The sequence below is a fragment of the Paraglaciecola mesophila KMM 241 genome, assembly GCF_000315015.1.
Lineage (GTDB): Bacteria > Pseudomonadota > Gammaproteobacteria > Enterobacterales > Alteromonadaceae > Paraglaciecola > Paraglaciecola mesophila.
Genome location: NZ_BAEP01000003.1, coordinates 81,392 through 98,548, shown reverse-complemented (window position 1 = coordinate 98,548; position 17,157 = coordinate 81,392). Strand labels below are relative to the sequence as shown.

The window sequence follows — 17,157 nt, the reverse complement described above, 5'->3', positions numbered from 1 at the left end:
TTTTTGCCTCCCTTTTACTTTCTATATATCGCAGGTACACTCAACATTGTTATTTTCAACATGTAGAATATTTATGCATTTATCACGTTCACTCTCTTTCATTACCCTGCTACTCAGCTTTTTTGCACTTAGCGCCTGTGACGACACCACCAAAACGGGTGCGGGTAAATACGGCATGATGGATACTAATATTCCTGAATATGCTGCAGTGCAGTTTTTCACCCATATCTATGAGGATGAGAATATCGACAGCGCACTTGATTTTGCCAGTCCTAAACTAGCTCGTTTAATGAAATCTTATCGTATCAATCGCAACGTTCAGCGCCACGTACTTAATATGGCATATGACAAAGTTGAGATTAAGCCTAGCGCAGCCAATGCGGGGCGCAACGAATTTGCGAAAGAAGCCAGCGTAGCCTTATTCTTTGAAGGCACACTTAATGGTGAGATCGTTAAAGATTTACGCACGGTAAAACTTGTTCGCATCAATAAAGCATGGAAGGTAGACGAAGTTAGCGTCGAGTGACGTAGATATGCTTATACCGATTCTTTTGCTTTGTTTACTGCTTAGCCCTTTAATGGGTAAAACACTTCTATCATCGGTCATATGCTCAGATACATAAATTATGCTTGAGTCTATTTCGTTGCAGCAAGGGCGTAAGCTAGTGCTGCATGCCCAAGGTCTTCCGGCTAAAAGCCGCTCTGGAGATCCACTAACCCATTCTTTACACGCCTTGAAAGCCTTGGGGTATGTACAAATTGATACCATTAGCGCTGTGGTGCGCGCCCACCACCATACGTTATGGAATAGAAATCCCCATTATCATTGTGACCATCTAACACAACTTATCGCCAACAAGCAGGCATTCGAGTATTGGTCCCACGCGGCTGCATACCTCCCAATGAAAGATTATCGCTATAGCTTGTTGCGCAAAAACGCACTGGCAGACGGTACGCTTGATCATTGGTACCCCAGAAACCCTAAATTAATGGCTCAAGTACTTAGGCGTATTCACGATGAAGGGCCTTTGATGGCTAAAGATTTCGAGAGCCCAAGTACTGCGTTCAAATCAAAACCGAAAGACTGGACGAGCAAACCTGCCAAACAAGCGTTAGAGTACTTGTTTATGCAAGGGGATTTGATGATAAAAGAGCGGGTTAATTTTCATAAAGTATATGAGTTAACCGAACGGGTTTTACCCAGCGATGTAGATACACAAACACCCAGCGAACAAGATTATTGGCGTTTTTTGATAACCCGATTTTTACGCGCAAACGGGCTAGGACAAGCGAACGAAATAGCCTATTTGCGCAAGAATACCAAGACCGGGATAAAACAGACCATAAATACCATGTTAGAGGCGGGGGAACTCACTGAGCTTGATGTAGCAGGCGAGCATTACTATGCGTTACCCAGCCAATTGGACGCGCTTAATACCCCCATAAAGCGCAGCCATCTGCATATTTTGTCACCATTTGATAATTTGCTTATTCAACGTAAGCGAATGCAAACCCTATTTGCATTCGACTATTTATTAGAATGCTATGTGCCTGCCCACAAGAGGCAGTTCGGTTATTTTTCTCTGCCTATTTTATGGGATACCAAGCTTGTTGCCAGAATGGATTGTAAAGTGGACCGAAAAGGAAAGGTCTTGCACATTCATCATTTAGTGCTTGAAGCAAGTTTACGTAAGGTCGATGCGTTTCAACAAGCGCTGACTAAAAGCTTAGAAGCGTTCATGCCATTCAATCAGTGCCAAACCTATATCTTGCACAAGACGACCCATTTAGCCTAATGTGCATTGACAGCCCAGCATATAACAGGAATAAAATGAAAACTAACTTTAGAAAAAACATCCGATTTGTGGTGCTAAAGGAATTGGCAAAAGCATTAAAAGCTCGTCATAAAGGCGATTATTCACAGGAATTTATCCACCTGGAGCATGCCCATGTACTGGGTCAAAACTCAACGTATTGGCATACTAAAATACATTGTTTGATGTTTGCTTGGGCAAGACGCCAAGCCGATAAAAAAGAATATATTGGGCAGGTATTGCGCATCGCAGGCGCCGTAAGTAAAACAGCTATGGGCGCCGTTCCCCAAGGCACACAGGGGGTAGCGATATCAGCCCTTTTAAGTCACTTCCATTACGGGAAAGTCACGCAAGAGCAATCGCGCGTGCTCAGGCACCTCGTTAATTACGCTGCTCCATTGATAATGACACTATTGCTTGCGATGAGATTTCTCTAACTGGTTATGCTCAATAAATTTAAAAATATCACGCCAACTTAAGATCCCTATGGGCTTGTTATTTACATTGACGATAGGCAAGCAAGAAATTGAGTATCGATTGAAGGCTTTAATCGCATCGAGCAAGCCACTTTTGGGAGATAAACAAACAGGGTTGCGAGTCATGATCTGATGAGCAGGCTTTTTCAAATACGCTAAGTCCTTACTTGTCTCTGATGCCGTACCGACAGCAGGGCTGATAGCTTTAAGTAAATCGCGATCCGAAATAATGCCAACTAACTCGCCCTGGTTTACCACCAACAAATGGTGAAATCGATGATGTTCAAAAAGTACCCTGACGTGAGCTAACGTATCGTCCATATTGATGCTCACCACTTCTGCTGACATTAATTTATCTACTTGCATGCTCCGAGTTCCTTATTTGTGAGCGTTGGCGATATTTATAATGCCTGATCGGCATCGAAAGCCATAGGCAGTCGATGTAAGTCATTGCATGTGCAAGAAATATTCGTTATTTGCCTAGATGATTAACACTATTTAGGATACGCCAATTAAAACGGGCTTGGCAATATTTGCGCTGTAGCACGCCTAATTTGCTAATCATGTGCAACAAGTTAGACCTAGAGCCGTTCTGCTTGTATTGAAGTGCTGCGAAAGGTCTGTTTTCTATACAGCAGACTAATTAGTCAAAGACGTCGACCTACCATGACTTGCTTAGCGCTTGTGGGTAAGATGTTGCGCTGTACCTAAAATACCTATTTACTTAAACCCTAGTTGAGAGCCCTTGATGTTACGACTACCCTACGCTTTGCCCCACTCCCTTGGGCCGATCATAATTTGTGTCATCGCGAGTATGCTTTTTATCGCTGAGCCCTCTAGCAGCATGTGGTTAGCGTTTGACCGTGAGTCCATAAGCCAAGGTCAATGGTGGCGGGTACTGACAGGTAATTTTTTACACACCAACTTCAATCACCTCCTGCTTAACCTCGCTGCGGTGGTTTTGCTCTGGTCACTGCACGGTCAGTATTATCGCACCGCTCATTACTTGCTAATGTTGGGGTTATTCTCGTTCGGAGTCAGTGCAGGGATTTATTATTTTGAACCAGAAATGCAATGGTATGTGGGGCTATCAGGCATTTTACACGGTGTTTTTGTGTGGGGCGCCTACCAGGATATCAAGTACGACGTAACTAGCGGCTGGATCTTAATGGTAGGTGTATGGGCCAAAATAGCGAACGAACAAATCGCGGGGCCAAGTGGGAGTATCGCCGAGCTAATTGATGCAAGCGTGGCCATTGATGCACACTTATTTGGGGCTTTTTGCGGACTCCTAGTCATTATCTGTTCACTTATCAAACAGCAAAAAAACGGCTAAGCTTGTGGTTTCATTCCCACTGCACACTAGAGTACTGCACCATGAAACTGCCTAAGGAAATAACATGAGCCAAGCGATAAACCTAACGGGACATTGCCTTTGCAAGGCGATAAAAATCGAGGTGAGCGATGTCAAACCCCATATGGAAGCCTGTCACTGTTCATCGTGCCGTAATTGGGGTGGTGGCCCTCTGCTGGGCATTGATTGCGGTACACACGTCACTTTGACCTCTGTGGATGACGTTAGCGTATTTGACTCATCCGATTGGCCACAGCGCGGGTTTTGCCGCCACTGCGGTAGCCACCTTTTTTACCGCTTAAAAGAAAACCAGCAATACATCATGCCTGTGGGGTTATTCGACATACCAGAGGAAGTCAAAGTTGAGTTTAATTGCCAAATTTTCAGCGATCAAAAGCCCAACTATTATGAGTTTGCGAATCAAACTAAAATGATGACGGGTGATGAAGTGTTTGCCGCATTTGCACCACAAGAATAGCCACTGTTAACTTAAAAAATGTGGCATTCTGTAGATGGAGCAATATCTATTTTCACTTTTTTACATATAAAAAAGCCCGCGGAGCATACGCTCAGCGGGCTTTTTCGTGACTGTATTTAACAGTTTATTTGTCAGCGCGGCTTACAAATTTGTGCTCACTGGTGCTGACCTTAATGCGCTCACCACTTGAGATATACTCAGGCACTTGCACCGTTAAGCCCGTGCTTAATGTAGCAGGCTTAGTCCGAGCGCTGGCTGAGGCACCTTTGATAGAAGGGTCAGTCTCGGTGATCACCAACTCTACATTGGGTGGTAGCTCAATGCCCACAGCGGAGCCGTTGACTATCATCACTTGCAAACCCGTGGTGTCTTCGGCGATAAACAGCAACTCTTCTTCGATGGTTTCTTTATTGATGTTGTAAGGCGTGTAATCTTCTGAATTCATGAACACGTATTCGTCACCATCAATATAAGAAAAGGTCACAGGTTGGCGCACAAAATCAGCGGTTTTGATCATTTCGTCGGCTTTAAAACTTTCGTCTGCTTTTGCGCCAGTGGTCACTTCGTACAAACGCATACGGTAAAGACTGGCGCCGGCGCGACCGCTTGGGGTTAATTTATTGATATCTTTAACCACATAGACTTTGTCGTTATGTTCAATGGCGGCGTTCTTTTTTACTTCACTGGCTTTTGGCATTTTTTATCTCTGACGTTTAGTTCTGCTTATGGGCTCTGGTAATCGGTTTTGATAATTGACTCTTACGAGTCTTTACTGAGCCATCAAATAAATTTGGCATCGAAATTACCAGAAAGCCCGTGTAAGGCAAGCAGATTATCAATCTGCTTAAAAAGTAAAAAGCCCAGCGAGTATAGCTGGGCTTACTGTTAAACGCTGCAGGTAAAGGCTTCAGCCACAGTGTTACAAAGTCGTTTCAAACAACTTGTAGATACGGCGGTATTCATCAAGCCATGAACTAGGTTGTACGAAACCATGTGATTCCACTGGGTAAATCGCTGTTTCGAAATTTTGTTTTTCAAGTTCGATTAAACGTTGTACCAAACGCACTGTGTCTTGAAAAAACACATTTGAGTCCACCATGGGCGCATTGATCAGCAATGGCTTTTCCAAGCCTTCTGCGAAGTAAAGCGGTGAGCTGCGTTCATAGGCGATGGGGTCTACACCGGGCATGTTTAATATGTTAGAGGTGTAACCATGATTATAATGAGCCCAGTCAGTCACTGGGCGAAGGGCTGCGCCAGATTGGAACAAGTCAGGCTGTGTAAAGAGCGCCATAAAGGTCATAAAACCACCGTAAGAGCCGCCATAGGTGCCGATGCGTTCACGATCCACATTAGCGTTTTCCACCAACCAATTTATGCCATCACGTAGGTCATCAATCTCAGGTTTGCCCATATGACGATAAATCGCAGTACGCCAGTCTCGCCCGTAGCCTGCTGAGGCACGATAATCCATGTCCATCACTACATAACCTTGTTGGGCCAACATGTTATGGAACATGAATTCACGGAAATAACCTGACCAACCTAAATGCGAATTTTGTAAATACCCTGCCCCATGGTTGAAGATCACAGCGCGGCGCTTTTCATTGCCTGCGCTCTCGTTGCTGGCATTACCTGCCGGTTGATAAACCCGCGAGAAGATGGGTTGTGTGGTGTGGCTCGATTTGACTGGCACAATATCCGGTGCCGCAAAACCCATGGCTAAAAATGCTTCGCTTATGGTATGGGTCAAACGTGTTACAGGTGCCCCGGGTGTGGCATTTTGAACGTACAGTTCAGGTGGCATTGTCAGCGTTGAATGGGTTAGTAACAGTTTGCTTTCATCTGGACTTAATGCGTAATCGGTCATGCCATTTAAATCAGTCAAGGCTTCAATTTTCCCGCTATTTATATTAACACGGTAGATTTCGTAAATGCCTGGATGCTTCTGATTAGCTTTGTAATAAAGATACTCGTCGCTTTTTGTAAGGGTCAGGTCATTGACTTCGAAGCGTCCTGAGGTCAATGCTGTTGCGTTTGCGTTTAGTGGCTTGACATACAAATGCGCATATCCAGACTTTTCAGACAGATAATACAATTGTTCAGAATTGTGCAGCCACCCGAAGCTATTAAAGCGATAGTTAATCCATGCATCATCATGTAAACGCTCTTGGTTAACCAAGCTATGCTTCTTCAAATCAACAGTCGCAAGCCAGCGGTCTTTGTTGTCCCACGCTTCAACCATAATGGCGACCTGTTCGCCACTTTCATGCCATTGAATAGCGCCTTGGGTCCACGACCAATCACTCATTAGCACAATATCACGTGGTAAGCGGTTGGTCTGATAGCTTTTGCCTGCAGCTTCAGCATTCTCTCTTTTGACCTCAGCTAGCACGTCTTCGTTGTAGCCCGGCAAGCTTTGGTAGCTCAGGGCATGTTTTTTGTGAGTGGTTAAGTCTAACAACCACAGTTGATGATTAACGGGCTTGGCATCTGCGACACGTTGGCGCACCTCTTTACGTTCAATGCGCCCGTCTTCACCAATGTAAGCAGGCATCAAGTCATCGTCGCTGCGTGTTTTTTGCGTGACAGTCGTCGCTAACAATGCCCATTTCCCATTAGGGGAAACGCTAGCCGACACGAGTTCATCCCCGTTGCTGAAATAAAAAGCTTCTGGTGCCAAGGTGCTGTTTTGCTTTGCAAGTGCGGCTTGCTGAGCAAACTTAGCTTGTCGCTCGCTGCGCTTTTTAGCCACATAATCGATTAATGCAATTTGCTGCTCGGCGATGTAATCAGCTGGTTTTTCATTGGCGACCGGTGCTTCACTGAACTCCCAAGTGGCTAACTTTTGCGAGAACCCATTGCTGGGATCTAAGCTGATCAAGTTGTTTCCTCGCTGGTAAGCAAGGCGCCCATCGGTTAAAAATTGGATTTGGCGCGGGCCATCTCCGTCTTGGGTCAATTGGCGCACGTGGTGTTGCCCGCTGCCGCTGAGGGATTTAATAAAAATATTGCCCTCAAATACCCAAGCAGAATAGGTGCCTTGTAGATTAGTGACACGGTTACCATCACTAACGTTGTGCAATTGGGCTAATTCAACTTTTTTCGCCTCATCGGCACTCTTGCCTTGCGAAAGAGTGCCGCTGTGAAGCTGCCACAACTGTGTTACCGGTGAGCCCTGCGCTTTACGGGTATAAAAAACCGATTGACTGTCATCTCCCCAATAACTGATTAACGGTTGCCTACCTATCCAATCTGGATCGGCCATAATCTGTTCAAGGGTAAGAGTATTGTCACCCGGTGTAGCGTGTTTACTTGCAATCGTACTTGGCGACGGCTCGATTAACGCTTTATTAGCGACGGGGGGTTCAGCATCACTTTTATTGATGATTGGCTGTGGTTGTGTATCTGTCGTGTAGGTGGTACTGCAAGCGAACACACTGGTAGCAATGAGTACTGCCAGCAGTGTTTTAGAAAAATTATACATTATTGTTTTTCCTGCGGATTTTTTTAATTTTTTTGAATAACAATTTACTTTAAACGCAAAATCAATCAAATTAAACTGCTATACAGACACACTTACAAAATAGTCAGCGTTATAATCGACGCTATAATAATTAAAGCAAACGTAGTAGATATGCTGACTATGTAGAAAACACACGAGGTTTCCATGAAGAAGTTACTTGCTATTACCTGCCTTATGTTCTTTTGTAACATGGCTTACAGCGCAGAATGTCCTGATTTATTAAAGTTTGTTAAGCGCAAACTCAACTCCCAAGACACAGTCAATCTGTGTGAAGCCTATGCAGGCAAAACGGTACTGTTCGTCAACACCGCGAGTTACTGTGGTTTTACCCCGCAATTTAAAGGCTTAGAGGCGTTATACAGTAAATACAAAGAGCAAGGTTTGGTGGTTTTGGGCTTTCCCTCACATGATTTCAATCAAGAAGACAAAGATGAAGGTAAAACGGCTGAGCTATGTGAGCTCACATATGGCGTTGAATTCCCGATGTTCGAAGCCATGCCTGTGCGCGGTCGTGATGCTGACCAACTCTATCGTATGCTGGCGAAGAAGTCCGGCACGACCGTTAAGTGGAACTTCTATAAATATTTGATGGATAAAAACGGAAATTTGGTCAACGCCTATGCCTCATCAACCAAACCGACAGATCCGCAATTTATTGAAACCGTGGAAAATACCCTAAAGCTATAGCGCCAATAAGCTTGAATCATAATCGGCTCTGCTTCCTGTCACAGAAGTTCCGGCAGAAGCAGTAGACGCCGACTTGTGCAGATTCTTTAAGAAGTCATCTTGATATTCAGACATACTCCTATAAATAATCGCCCTCTCATAATTCACCCAGCGGATTTTGAACAAACTATCGGTGCACAGTAATAGCTGTTCATTTTCAAAAACCGATAACTCAGGACAAAACCCGCTCGGATATTCCCTTTGGGCGAATTTTAAAAGGACTAGTTCTACGTTGTTCGAACGTAAAGGTGAGACTTGTGATTATTTAAACATTACGTCTTTATCAGGCGATGACAGGCACTAATGCGGCCATACTTTCACGGGCATTTTGCCATGAGGTTAACGCATGCTCTTGTCCCATGTTCAGTCCTTCAAGATAAACAAAGTTCACATTTGTTATCCCCATAAGGCCAAAAACGAGGCGTAAGTAAGGTGTCTGGGTATCGTTATCTGTGCCTTGGTAAATACCGCCCCGCGCAGCGAATATATGCACGGCTTTGCCCTGTAAATGTCCTTTAGGGCCCTCTGAGGTATAGCTAAATGTGCGCCCTGCTCTTGCGACTCGGTCAATCCACGCTTTAAACGTAGATGGAATGGTAAAGTTATACATAGGCATGCCCACCACTATCACATCACTGCGCTCTAATTGTGCCAATAAATCATTAGAATAGGCTGTGAGAGTGGCTTGTTCTGGAGTCATATTATCGCTGAGCATGCTCCACGTTTGCATCTCTTGAGCGCTTAAATGCGGCAGATTTAAGGCATTTAAATCCACCTTTTCCACCTTGATACTCTCAGTTTGCCGCAGTTGTGTCACAAACTCACTGGTCAATTGACTTGAGTTACCGTTGTCGCCTTGTAAACTGGCATTTAGCACTAATACGTTTTTCACCTGAAACTCCCATTGCTGACTGATTTGAATGCAGTATATGGTTATTTAAGCGAATGAAAATTGCATTATTTAGCAATTTTAGTTCTGTTTATTAGAACGTACTAACCGGAGCGGCGATAGAACTGCACGCCTTGATCTTCAATCAGCAGGCGCATTTTTTGGTAAATATCAGGCCTGAAGACTTTAGCGACCAAATCAAGTGGAATCGTCACATGTGGCGGTATTTGCCCAGCGCTGACCATATGCTTGATTAACCATTCTCCACGCACCAACTCAGGCTGATTAATGCAACCATTATTGCTCACAGAAAATTGATTGTAAGAAGGAATACTGCGCGGAGGCAGCGACTTGTGCGTTAAACAACTGCCGAGTAATGACGGCGCAATTACATCAAGTTCAGCATTTAAGTATTCTTGTCGGCAAAGTAATCTAGCGGCTTCAAAACGATTGGGCACAGATTCGAGCCAAGCACACGCTTGCTTCAGAGCTGCACATAACGCCAATACCGTATTAGGATGTTTTTTGTTGAAACTATCTAGTAAGCCTAACACCTTTTCTGGCGAATCTTGCCAGATATCGAACGACGTTAGCGCCGTAATGCCAATGCCTGCGCGTACCGCTTTGGCATTCCATGGGCCGCCGACGCAAAAGCCGTCAATATCACCGTTTTTCAAACATTCAACCATGCTGACAGGCGGCACGACTAACATTTCAACGTCGTCTAAACTCACTTTTGCCGCTTTGAGCCAATCCCTTAGCTGGTAGTAATGACAGCTATAAGGAAAAACCGTAGCGAATTTCAGTTTAGATAACCCCTGATGCTTACGTTTCTCTACCACGTTCTGCAACAAGTAGCCTGCCATAGGTAGCGTGACATTAGTTAGATCATTTTCTTTGAGTATTTCTTGCAACAAACTTTCTGAAAGAGTGATGGCATTGCCATTTAAACTGAGTACCAAAGGCGTGATCACATTTGCTGGTGGCGCGCCAAGCCCTAAAGCACTGGCAATTGGCATAGGCGCAAGCATTTGCGCCGCGTCTAACACACCTGCATGGAGCTTGTCTCTGAGGGTTGCCCAAGAATTTTGTTTTTGCAGCGATACGTCAAGGCCCCATTGCTCGAAAAAGCCTAGCTCTTTGGCCACAATAAGGGGGGCTGAATCGGTGAGAGGGATAAACCCAAGCGTAATATTTGGTTGTTCTGGTTTAATCATTTTCATTACCTTTTTCGAACGAGCGCAGCATGGAAACGATTGTCTTGGCTACATCTTCGAGCTTCTGGCCTGTATCCATAGCGGTCTTACGCATGCTATGAAATGCCTGCTCTTCACTCACTTTATTTGTCTTCATCAATAAACGTTTGGCTAAATCGATGCTTTTGCGCGATTCAAGCTGATGCTTGGTATCGTCCAATTCATCTTTGAGTTTGTGAAATGCTTTAAACCGAGCCACCGCGGCATCCAAAATCGGTTTAACGCGCTCGGGATCTATATCCCCAACCACGTAAGCACTCACGCCAGATTGCACTGATAGATTAATCGTTTCTGTATCTTGCTGCGACGAGAACATCACCACAGGTTTAGGGTTATAGTGAGAAATGGTGTGCAAACTTTCTAACATATCTCGATTAGGTGATTCGATATCAATCACTATGATGTCAGGTTGAATTTTGTCTACCTGCTTCAAAAGCCCAGCCTGAGAACAGGCTAAATGACTCACTTTGTAACGGGAGTTTCCAAGCGCCGTAACGATGGACTCGGCGCGCTGAACATTCTCATCTATCAGCAAGATGTTTAGCTGCTCATTGGGCGATATTCGCGTTTGGCTTTTTGCTGTGGATATCAACGGAAATTCCTGAGTGAGTAACATGCTGATCTAAGTAACAACCGTGTGCAAAGCCTACGCCAAAAAATAAATTAAATTATATCAATAACTTAATTCAAATATTTTGATTTGAATTAAGATTGCACGTTCGAAAATGGGCAGGCGCACCATGAAAGTGCAATGGGTTGCACAAAAAATAAACGCATAATAAATTACTCGATATCTGTAGCCATGCAAGGCGAGTTAGAATATGAGATTTAATATGATATACACACTTTGTAGAACCTTAGGGACAAAGCGCTTACGAAAGCTTTACGAACATTGTTGCCCGGAGCATTCCTGAGCCCGTTGCTAAAGGCATCCTGCTGGGTGAATAGAGTATGTAAATCAATAGGATGATGAAGGATGCGAGGCCATCGAACAAGCTCTTACCCCGCACACCTTGATTGACAACAACTCCAAGTCTTAATGCGCTTTGTGGGTGCCCGTGGTTTGATAGCTTGCAGCGTCTTTTTTAACGGGCAAGGTAAATGGCCAGTTTTTATTGCGCCCTTGCCAGCATTGCTCGGCGCGATATTTAGCGTCTTCAAGGCTGAGGTTGTCTGTTAGTATCAACATCAAGCTCAAGCTGCCCAAAATAGCATGAGTGCCATACGCGTTGTCATCACTGCCCTGCCACACATCGACTAACTGTTTCACCTCTAGTGTTTTCGGCTTCGTCACCCAATGAGACAAAAGTGCCGGCACGTCTATTGTGGTTTCGCGGCCTGCTTGACAAAGATGTAAGGTGACATCGCGCTCAGGGTTGTACTCCACTTCCCCTCCTTCACCGCGAAAACACATTATGCTAACTAGACTGGTCGGTGTTTGCTCATAAACTAGCTTGGCACAGCGGCTATGCTTGATATCTACGTCTCGGTGAAAAACACCCTGTAAGCTATTGGGAGCTCGGCTGGCATTTAACATACGAGCAAGTGTGTTAGCACATGAGCGCAGCCCAAATTGGCCGCGTAGTTGGATCATGTCATCAAGCTTGGGGTTAATGTCGGCTAAGTCCATATAACTAAAACCCAATGCGTCTAATTGCTCACCCGCATGAGCGGCGTTTCTGGCTGGCTCAATCCCTAGCTGGGGTAATACGTCTTTTAAATATAATCGGTTTGAATCTGGCTCGTGGGTACCGTGCAGAAACACTTTTTTCCCCTGCTGACCTAGAGCAATAACGGCTAACAAAAACCAAGGTAAGTGGCGGCGTTTCCCTGCATAACAACCTAAATCAATATCAATCGGCAGCGCCGTTATCTGTGGGTTATTCACCTCGCGAAAGGCTTGAATGAAGCCGGCCAATTCTTCTGCCGTTTCTTCGCGTACGCGAAGTAGCATCAGAAAAGCGCCTTTTTGCTCAGGCGTGATCTCATCATTGATAAGCATTTTCATGGCTTGGTACGCTTGCCCCTGACTCAGGGTGCCACCAGCGCGTTGGCCGCGGCCAATAATACGAATAAACTCTTTAAATTGTGTGGGATGTAGCGTGTTGCTGTTTGTTCTCATGGATGTAAAAGTGCCTACAGGCTTGTGGTGCCTTTATAAATGCGACGCGTCGATGTCTTCTAACGGTGTTTCAAGTGTCTTGTGCCAACAGCACTACGCCTTGAGCTTTCATTGCTCTGCTGTAATAGATAAGCGTATAGCGCATATCAAAACCTCACTGCCGTACATTTTGCACTCAAAACACCAATAACGTTAAAAAGACTGCGCAAGCGCATTGTCAATTTCATTGTGTGTTTGGCATTGTAAACCGTCTTGTTGGTGATAAGAAACGACTCTTTGACGCTTACTGACCACTTCACCCACTATAATAATCGCAGGCCCAGTAAAATGGCGACATGCTAAGCGCTGTGCGATGTTTTTCACCTGCCCTATGCAGACCTGCTGTTGAGTACTGGTGGCTTTATCGATGATCGCCACTGGCATGTCAACAGGTAAACCATGAGACTGCAGCTGTTGCATAATCGATTCAACCCGTCGTAGTCCCATATAAAATACCAGCGTTTCAGCGTTTTTGCCTTTGGCATCTGGCATAGCGCCATTAACCAAGCTTTGCCAATCTGGTTGTAATGCAGCATCTTTTAAATGCGCAGTGATAAAGCGCACTGATTGGGCGCAATCCCTGTGGGTTAAAGGTATTCCGGCGTAAGCAGATGCGCCAGATGCCGCAGTAATGCCAGGTACTATGCTAAATGGGATCTGATGCTTGGTCAGTAAATCGCATTCTTCAGCTGCTCTGGCAAATATGGCTGGATCACCGCCTTTTAAGCGCGCAATGGTTTTGCCTTCTTTGGCCACACTGACTAACAGTTCGCTTATCTGTACTTGGCTCATGCTGTGCTCGCCGCACTTTTTACCAACAAAACGACGTTCTACATGCGCTGGGATCATGTCTAGAATATCCGGATTGACCAGCCAGTCGTACATAACCACATCGACACTTTGCAGTAACCGATAAGCCTTAACCGTGAGTAATTCTGCATCACCAGGGCCAGAGCCAATAAGGTGAACATGCCCTACACCACCTTTGGCGCTCGCCCTATTTGCGCTGTAATCTAGGTTTTTCAGCCCAGTGCGTAACCCAGAATTTAGTCCTTTTGTTGCATCAAATGAGCGCGCTTGTGGCGAATTCAGATTGAATTTAAAAAATTGCGCCAAAAATTGACTCAATGTCTGTGGCAGAAAACTATTCACATGTGAGAAAACGCTAGTTGGGGTGTTCATAATTGGGTCTCCACAGCGATACGCTCACCGCTAAATGTTATCTGATTTTGTTGGGGTTTCTTAGAAAGCGAAGCGTCGTTAACTGTGTCTAAAACAGGCGTATGACCGGCGCTATTTGCATTGTCGTGCTCGCGAGCATTGATCAACTGTTGTAACTCGCTTTTACATGACCCGCAGTTTGTTCCGCATTTTAGTTTTTCGCCTAATCCATCAACGCTGTTACAGCCTTTGGCTATTTCTTCATTGATCGGGTTGATGCCCACTTTAAAGCAGCTACAAATCAAGCGACCTTGGTTAAATTGCTCGTCTGGCTCGCCGCGCAACAAGGCGGTTGTTTGCTCAACGTTCAAGCTGTCTGCTGCGAGTAAAGCACTTAACCAAAGCGCGTTATCCTGTAGGATATTTATGTCACTAAATGCAGCAAACTGTAATCTATCACCCGTTAACGCATAAGCGCTTTGCTGGGTATAGCCTTTGCGCGCAGCCCAAATATACTTGGCGCTGATACTTGATTGAATAAACTCTTTTAAATCAAACGCTAGGCTGTCGCTTTCAATCCGCGGTGAAGGAACACGACCATGAGCAAATGTTAGCATCTCGCCGCCCGCTATCTTGGTCAGGCGCCAGTAATCAAATATCGAACACAGCTTGTTTATCACAGCTTGGCGTTGCTCGTGGCCGCCCTCAAGATGCTGTGTAATAAAGATGTGACCATGATGGAAAAACTCGACTTTTAGCGCGTTAATGGCAGCGTGTTTTAATTCAGGTTGGCCAGAAATGGGATCGTTAGCATCTGTGTATAAATGGCTGATATTGGCAGCCGCATGATTTTGCTCGCTCCAGTGAATGGGTGCGAAAAACTCGCCGTTACGCTGCCCATCATCTATTTTCACCGGCAATATGACTTGACTTAAGCTGGTGCTGACTTGTGACGATAGCGCCAATAAGTCGCCTTCTTTCACCTGTAATTTGGACGCATCAACATTGTTTAGTGCCACGCTAGCATGGGCCACATGGCTGGTTAAATCGGCACTGGTGCCTGTGCGCGTCATGGTGTGCCACTGATCGCGAACGCGCCCGCTATTAAGCACAAACGGAAATTCAGTCGTGGTTGCTTGTTCAGGGCCTTTAGCCTCAATAGCAATGAACTGGGCTTTTTGGCTTGCGGTGAAAAAGCGACCGTCGGTAAACATGCGCTTTACCCCGTCAGGGTTGGCTTTGTTTACCGGCCATTGAATTGGTGCAAGGTTGTCGTACTGTTTTTGCGTTAGCCCGCATAGGCCAGATAAATCAAGATCTCGGCTACCGTTATTCTGCTCTGCGGTTAAGCCACAATATTCGTCGAAAATTTCACTTGGGTTGGCATAGTTAAAACCGTTACTGAAACCCATTTTTTTCGCCACGTCGCAGATTATCTGCCAATCATGACGTGCTTCCCCTGTGGGTGGCAAAAAGCCCCGCTGGCGTGAAATCCTGCGTTCTGAGTTAGTAACCGTACCGTTTTTCTCTGACCAACCAGTGGCAGGCAGTACCACGTCAGCCATTGCGATGGTGTCATTGTTTGCCACGCAATCTGAAACCACCACCATTTCACATTTGTTTAAAGCGGCTTTGATTTTATGTCTATTGGGCATGCTCACCATAGGGTTCGTTGCCATTACCCAAATGGCTTTAATCTTGCCTTGCTCGATGGCGTCAAACATATCCACCGCTTTCAAACCAATATCAGGCACGATGGTAGGTGACTGCCAGTAGCTTTTTACTAATGCTCGGTGCTGTGCATTACCAATATCCATGTGACACGCCAACATATTGGCAAGCCCACCGACTTCACGACCACCCATTGCGTTTGGCTGCCCCGTGATAGAAAACGGTCCACAGCCTTCACGACCTATTTTGCCCGTGGCTAGATGGCAATTGATAATAGCATTGGCTTTATCAACACCGCTGCTAGATTGGTTCACCCCCATTGAATAAAAACTGATTGCTGACTCGCTGCCTGCAAACAGCTGATAGAACTGCTCAATTAAGCTCTGGTTAACATCACAATATTCGGCAACCGCACTTAGAGTCCAGCTTTCACAGGCGGTAATGGTGTCATCAAAACCTTCGGTGAAAGCAGCAATGTAATCTGTATTAAGGTGCTTATTTTGCTCAAGATAGTGAACTAGGCCATTGAATAACGCCACATCGGTGCCTGGTTTAATGGGTAGGTGTAAGTCCCCAGCCTCACAACTTGCCGTGCGCCGAGGGTCAATGAACACCAGACGCATATTAGGGTTGAGCTTTTTGGCGCGCTCAATGCGTTGAAACAATACTGGATGTGTCCATGCGGCATTTGAGCCCACCAACACCAATAATTCAGTTAACTCTAAATCTTCGTAGCTACAAGGTACGGTATCAGCACCAAACGCACGTTTGTAGGCAGCCACCGCAGAAGACATACATAAACGTGAGTTGGTATCTATGTTGCCGCTACCGATATAGCCTTTCATTAATTTGTTGGCGACGTAATAATCTTCGGTCAATAACTGCCCTGACACATAAAATGCGACTGAGTCTGGCCCGTGCTCCTCTATAAGGCTGGCAAATTTGTTGGCCACGGTGCTAATAGCAGCGTCCCATTGAGCCCGCTGGCCATCAACCATAGGAGTCATGAGTCGACCTTGCTTAACATTGGTTTCAGCTAGCTTACTGCCTTTAACGCATAAGCGCCCAAAGTTAGCCGGATGGCTAGCCGTGCCCTGAACGCTCACAAGTTGTTCGCTGTCACCCTCGACGTTACTAGTAACGTCTACACCACACCCTACTCCGCAATAAGGGCAAGTTGTGGTGCTTAGCTTTGAACACGCTCCTTGAACTGAGGGCTGGGAAGCGCTGGTTGGGTTTATCATGTAGTAGGGCCTTTTGAAAAATTAACTAGTAGGCGGCACTAAGGTGGCATTACGCCACCGCTAGTTGAACCTTATCGCCCTCAACACGCACGTCATAAACACTGACTTTGCGCGCTTCATCGTCTAGGCATTCACCGCTTGTTAAACAGTAACGCTGTTTGTACAAGGGCGAAATAATCACGGTTTTGTCCGCCACTGAACCAATCAAACCGCGATACAAAACATTCGCTTTACCGATGGGGTCCCAGTTACTGATGGCGTAAAAATGCGCCTGCCCTTTCTCGAGAACTTTAAAAATGGCCACTTGTTGCTCTTTCACTAGCGCACATACGCCTGAGTTATCGACCAAGTCATTAAAGTGACAAATATCTGTCCAATTTTGTTCTGTGCTCATAACTGAC

At 45.4% G+C, this 17,157-nt stretch carries 16 protein-coding genes; 6 read left to right on the top strand and 10 right to left on the bottom strand.

Annotated features, from left to right (window positions below; all coding sequences use genetic code 11):
* The first annotated feature begins 73 nt into the window (after nt 1-73).
* The 3 genes from GMES_RS00425 (at nt 74) to GMES_RS00415 (ending at nt 2,251) form a co-directional block, all read left to right on the top strand.
* Nucleotides 74-526, top strand: a complete 453-nt coding sequence (locus GMES_RS00425; RefSeq protein ID WP_006990555.1) for a hypothetical protein — start codon at nt 74-76, stop codon at nt 524-526.
* A 100-nt stretch (nt 527-626) separates the two neighbouring features.
* Nucleotides 627-1,796 (top strand): winged helix-turn-helix domain-containing protein, encoded by a 1,170-nt coding sequence (locus tag GMES_RS00420; protein ID WP_006990554.1) that lies wholly within the window; start codon nt 627-629, stop codon nt 1,794-1,796.
* Nucleotides 1,797-1,831: 35 nt separating this feature from the next.
* Nucleotides 1,832-2,251 carry a DUF3703 domain-containing protein gene (locus tag GMES_RS00415; RefSeq protein WP_006990553.1) on the top strand — a complete coding sequence of 140 codons (420 nt, stop codon included), beginning with the start codon at nt 1,832-1,834 and terminating at the stop codon, nt 2,249-2,251.
* Here GMES_RS00415 and GMES_RS22915 read toward each other — a convergent pair.
* Nucleotides 2,225-2,656 carry a CBS domain-containing protein gene (locus GMES_RS22915; protein ID WP_006990552.1) on the bottom strand — a complete coding sequence of 144 codons (432 nt, stop codon included), beginning with the start codon at nt 2,654-2,656 and terminating at the stop codon, nt 2,225-2,227. The genes GMES_RS00415 and GMES_RS22915 overlap by 27 nt on opposite strands.
* A gap of 382 nt (nt 2,657-3,038) precedes the next feature.
* Between GMES_RS22915 and rrtA the strand changes: the two genes are divergently transcribed.
* Together rrtA and GMES_RS00400 are read left to right on the top strand one after the other, a co-directional pair.
* Nucleotides 3,039-3,626: a rhombosortase gene (gene rrtA, locus GMES_RS00405; RefSeq protein ID WP_039986143.1), complete on the top strand. Its 588-nt coding sequence runs from the start codon at nt 3,039-3,041 to the stop codon at nt 3,624-3,626.
* A 64-nt stretch (nt 3,627-3,690) separates the two neighbouring features.
* Entirely contained in the window at nt 3,691-4,122 is a 432-nt protein-coding gene (locus GMES_RS00400; RefSeq protein ID WP_006990550.1) for a GFA family protein, read from the top strand.
* Nucleotides 4,123-4,246: 124 nt separating this feature from the next.
* Here GMES_RS00400 and efpL read toward each other — a convergent pair whose 3' ends face one another.
* Together efpL and GMES_RS00390 are read right to left on the bottom strand one after the other, a co-directional pair.
* Entirely contained in the window at nt 4,247-4,819 is a 573-nt protein-coding gene (gene efpL / locus GMES_RS00395) for an elongation factor P-like protein EfpL (RefSeq protein WP_006990549.1), read from the bottom strand.
* Between the two features lie 222 nt (nt 4,820-5,041).
* Nucleotides 5,042-7,609, bottom strand: a complete 2,568-nt coding sequence (locus GMES_RS00390) for a S9 family peptidase (RefSeq protein ID WP_006990548.1) — start codon at nt 7,607-7,609, stop codon at nt 5,042-5,044.
* A 183-nt stretch (nt 7,610-7,792) separates the two neighbouring features.
* Here GMES_RS00390 and GMES_RS00385 point away from each other — a divergent pair, with 183 nt between their 5' ends.
* Nucleotides 7,793-8,335 carry a glutathione peroxidase gene (locus tag GMES_RS00385; RefSeq protein ID WP_006990547.1) on the top strand — a complete coding sequence of 181 codons (543 nt, stop codon included), beginning with the start codon at nt 7,793-7,795 and terminating at the stop codon, nt 8,333-8,335.
* A gap of 322 nt (nt 8,336-8,657) precedes the next feature.
* Here the strand turns inward: GMES_RS00385 and GMES_RS00380 are convergent, their stop codons facing one another.
* From GMES_RS00380 to nirD, 7 genes are all read right to left on the bottom strand, one after another.
* Entirely contained in the window at nt 8,658-9,266 is a 609-nt protein-coding gene (locus GMES_RS00380; RefSeq protein WP_006990545.1) for an FMN-dependent NADH-azoreductase, read from the bottom strand.
* Nucleotides 9,267-9,367: 101 nt separating this feature from the next.
* The gene (locus GMES_RS00375) at nt 9,368-10,480 is read right to left on the bottom strand and encodes a CmpA/NrtA family ABC transporter substrate-binding protein (protein WP_006990544.1); all 1,113 of its coding nucleotides are present in this window, start codon (nt 10,478-10,480) and stop codon (nt 9,368-9,370) included.
* A complete protein-coding gene (locus GMES_RS00370) occupies nt 10,473-11,111 on the bottom strand; it encodes an ANTAR domain-containing response regulator (protein WP_033187736.1) in 639 nt (212 codons plus the stop codon). Before GMES_RS00370 ends, GMES_RS00375 begins: the two co-directional genes overlap by 8 nt.
* 444 nt (nt 11,112-11,555) lie before the next feature.
* Nucleotides 11,556-12,641: a glycosyl transferase family protein gene (locus tag GMES_RS00365; RefSeq protein WP_006990542.1), complete on the bottom strand. Its 1,086-nt coding sequence runs from the start codon at nt 12,639-12,641 to the stop codon at nt 11,556-11,558.
* A 192-nt stretch (nt 12,642-12,833) separates the two neighbouring features.
* The gene (gene cobA, locus GMES_RS00360; RefSeq protein ID WP_006990541.1) at nt 12,834-13,862 is read right to left on the bottom strand and encodes a uroporphyrinogen-III C-methyltransferase; all 1,029 of its coding nucleotides are present in this window, start codon (nt 13,860-13,862) and stop codon (nt 12,834-12,836) included.
* Nucleotides 13,859-16,756 (bottom strand): nitrate reductase, encoded by a 2,898-nt coding sequence (locus tag GMES_RS00355; protein ID WP_006990540.1) that lies wholly within the window; start codon nt 16,754-16,756, stop codon nt 13,859-13,861. Before GMES_RS00355 ends, cobA begins: the two co-directional genes overlap by 4 nt.
* Before the next feature lie 49 nt (nt 16,757-16,805).
* Entirely contained in the window at nt 16,806-17,150 is a 345-nt protein-coding gene (gene nirD, locus GMES_RS00350) for a nitrite reductase small subunit NirD (protein WP_006990539.1), read from the bottom strand.
* Nucleotides 17,151-17,157: the final 7 nt, after the last annotated feature.

What these genes read in the sequence shown, in the direction of transcription:
- GMES_RS00425 (WP_006990555.1), top strand. Translation starts at nt 74, where the DNA reads ATGCATTTATCACGTTCACTCTCTTTCATTACCCTGCTACTCAGCTTT.
- GMES_RS00415 (WP_006990553.1), top strand. Translation starts at nt 1,832, where the DNA reads ATGAAAACTAACTTTAGAAAAAACATCCGATTTGTGGTGCTAAAGGAA.
- GMES_RS00420 (WP_006990554.1), top strand. Translation starts at nt 627, where the DNA reads ATGCTTGAGTCTATTTCGTTGCAGCAAGGGCGTAAGCTAGTGCTGCAT.
- GMES_RS00390 (WP_006990548.1), bottom strand. Translation starts at nt 7,609, where the DNA reads ATGTATAATTTTTCTAAAACACTGCTGGCAGTACTCATTGCTACCAGT.
- efpL (WP_006990549.1), bottom strand. Translation starts at nt 4,819, where the DNA reads ATGCCAAAAGCCAGTGAAGTAAAAAAGAACGCCGCCATTGAACATAAC.
- nirD (WP_006990539.1), bottom strand. Translation starts at nt 17,150, where the DNA reads ATGAGCACAGAACAAAATTGGACAGATATTTGTCACTTTAATGACTTG.
- GMES_RS00400 (WP_006990550.1), top strand. Translation starts at nt 3,691, where the DNA reads ATGAGCCAAGCGATAAACCTAACGGGACATTGCCTTTGCAAGGCGATA.
- rrtA (WP_039986143.1), top strand. Translation starts at nt 3,039, where the DNA reads ATGTTACGACTACCCTACGCTTTGCCCCACTCCCTTGGGCCGATCATA.
- GMES_RS00355 (WP_006990540.1), bottom strand. Translation starts at nt 16,756, where the DNA reads ATGATAAACCCAACCAGCGCTTCCCAGCCCTCAGTTCAAGGAGCGTGT.
- GMES_RS00385 (WP_006990547.1), top strand. Translation starts at nt 7,793, where the DNA reads ATGAAGAAGTTACTTGCTATTACCTGCCTTATGTTCTTTTGTAACATG.
- GMES_RS00375 (WP_006990544.1), bottom strand. Translation starts at nt 10,480, where the DNA reads ATGATTAAACCAGAACAACCAAATATTACGCTTGGGTTTATCCCTCTC.
- GMES_RS00365 (WP_006990542.1), bottom strand. Translation starts at nt 12,641, where the DNA reads ATGAGAACAAACAGCAACACGCTACATCCCACACAATTTAAAGAGTTT.
- cobA (WP_006990541.1), bottom strand. Translation starts at nt 13,862, where the DNA reads ATGAACACCCCAACTAGCGTTTTCTCACATGTGAATAGTTTTCTGCCA.
- GMES_RS22915 (WP_006990552.1), bottom strand. Translation starts at nt 2,656, where the DNA reads ATGCAAGTAGATAAATTAATGTCAGCAGAAGTGGTGAGCATCAATATG.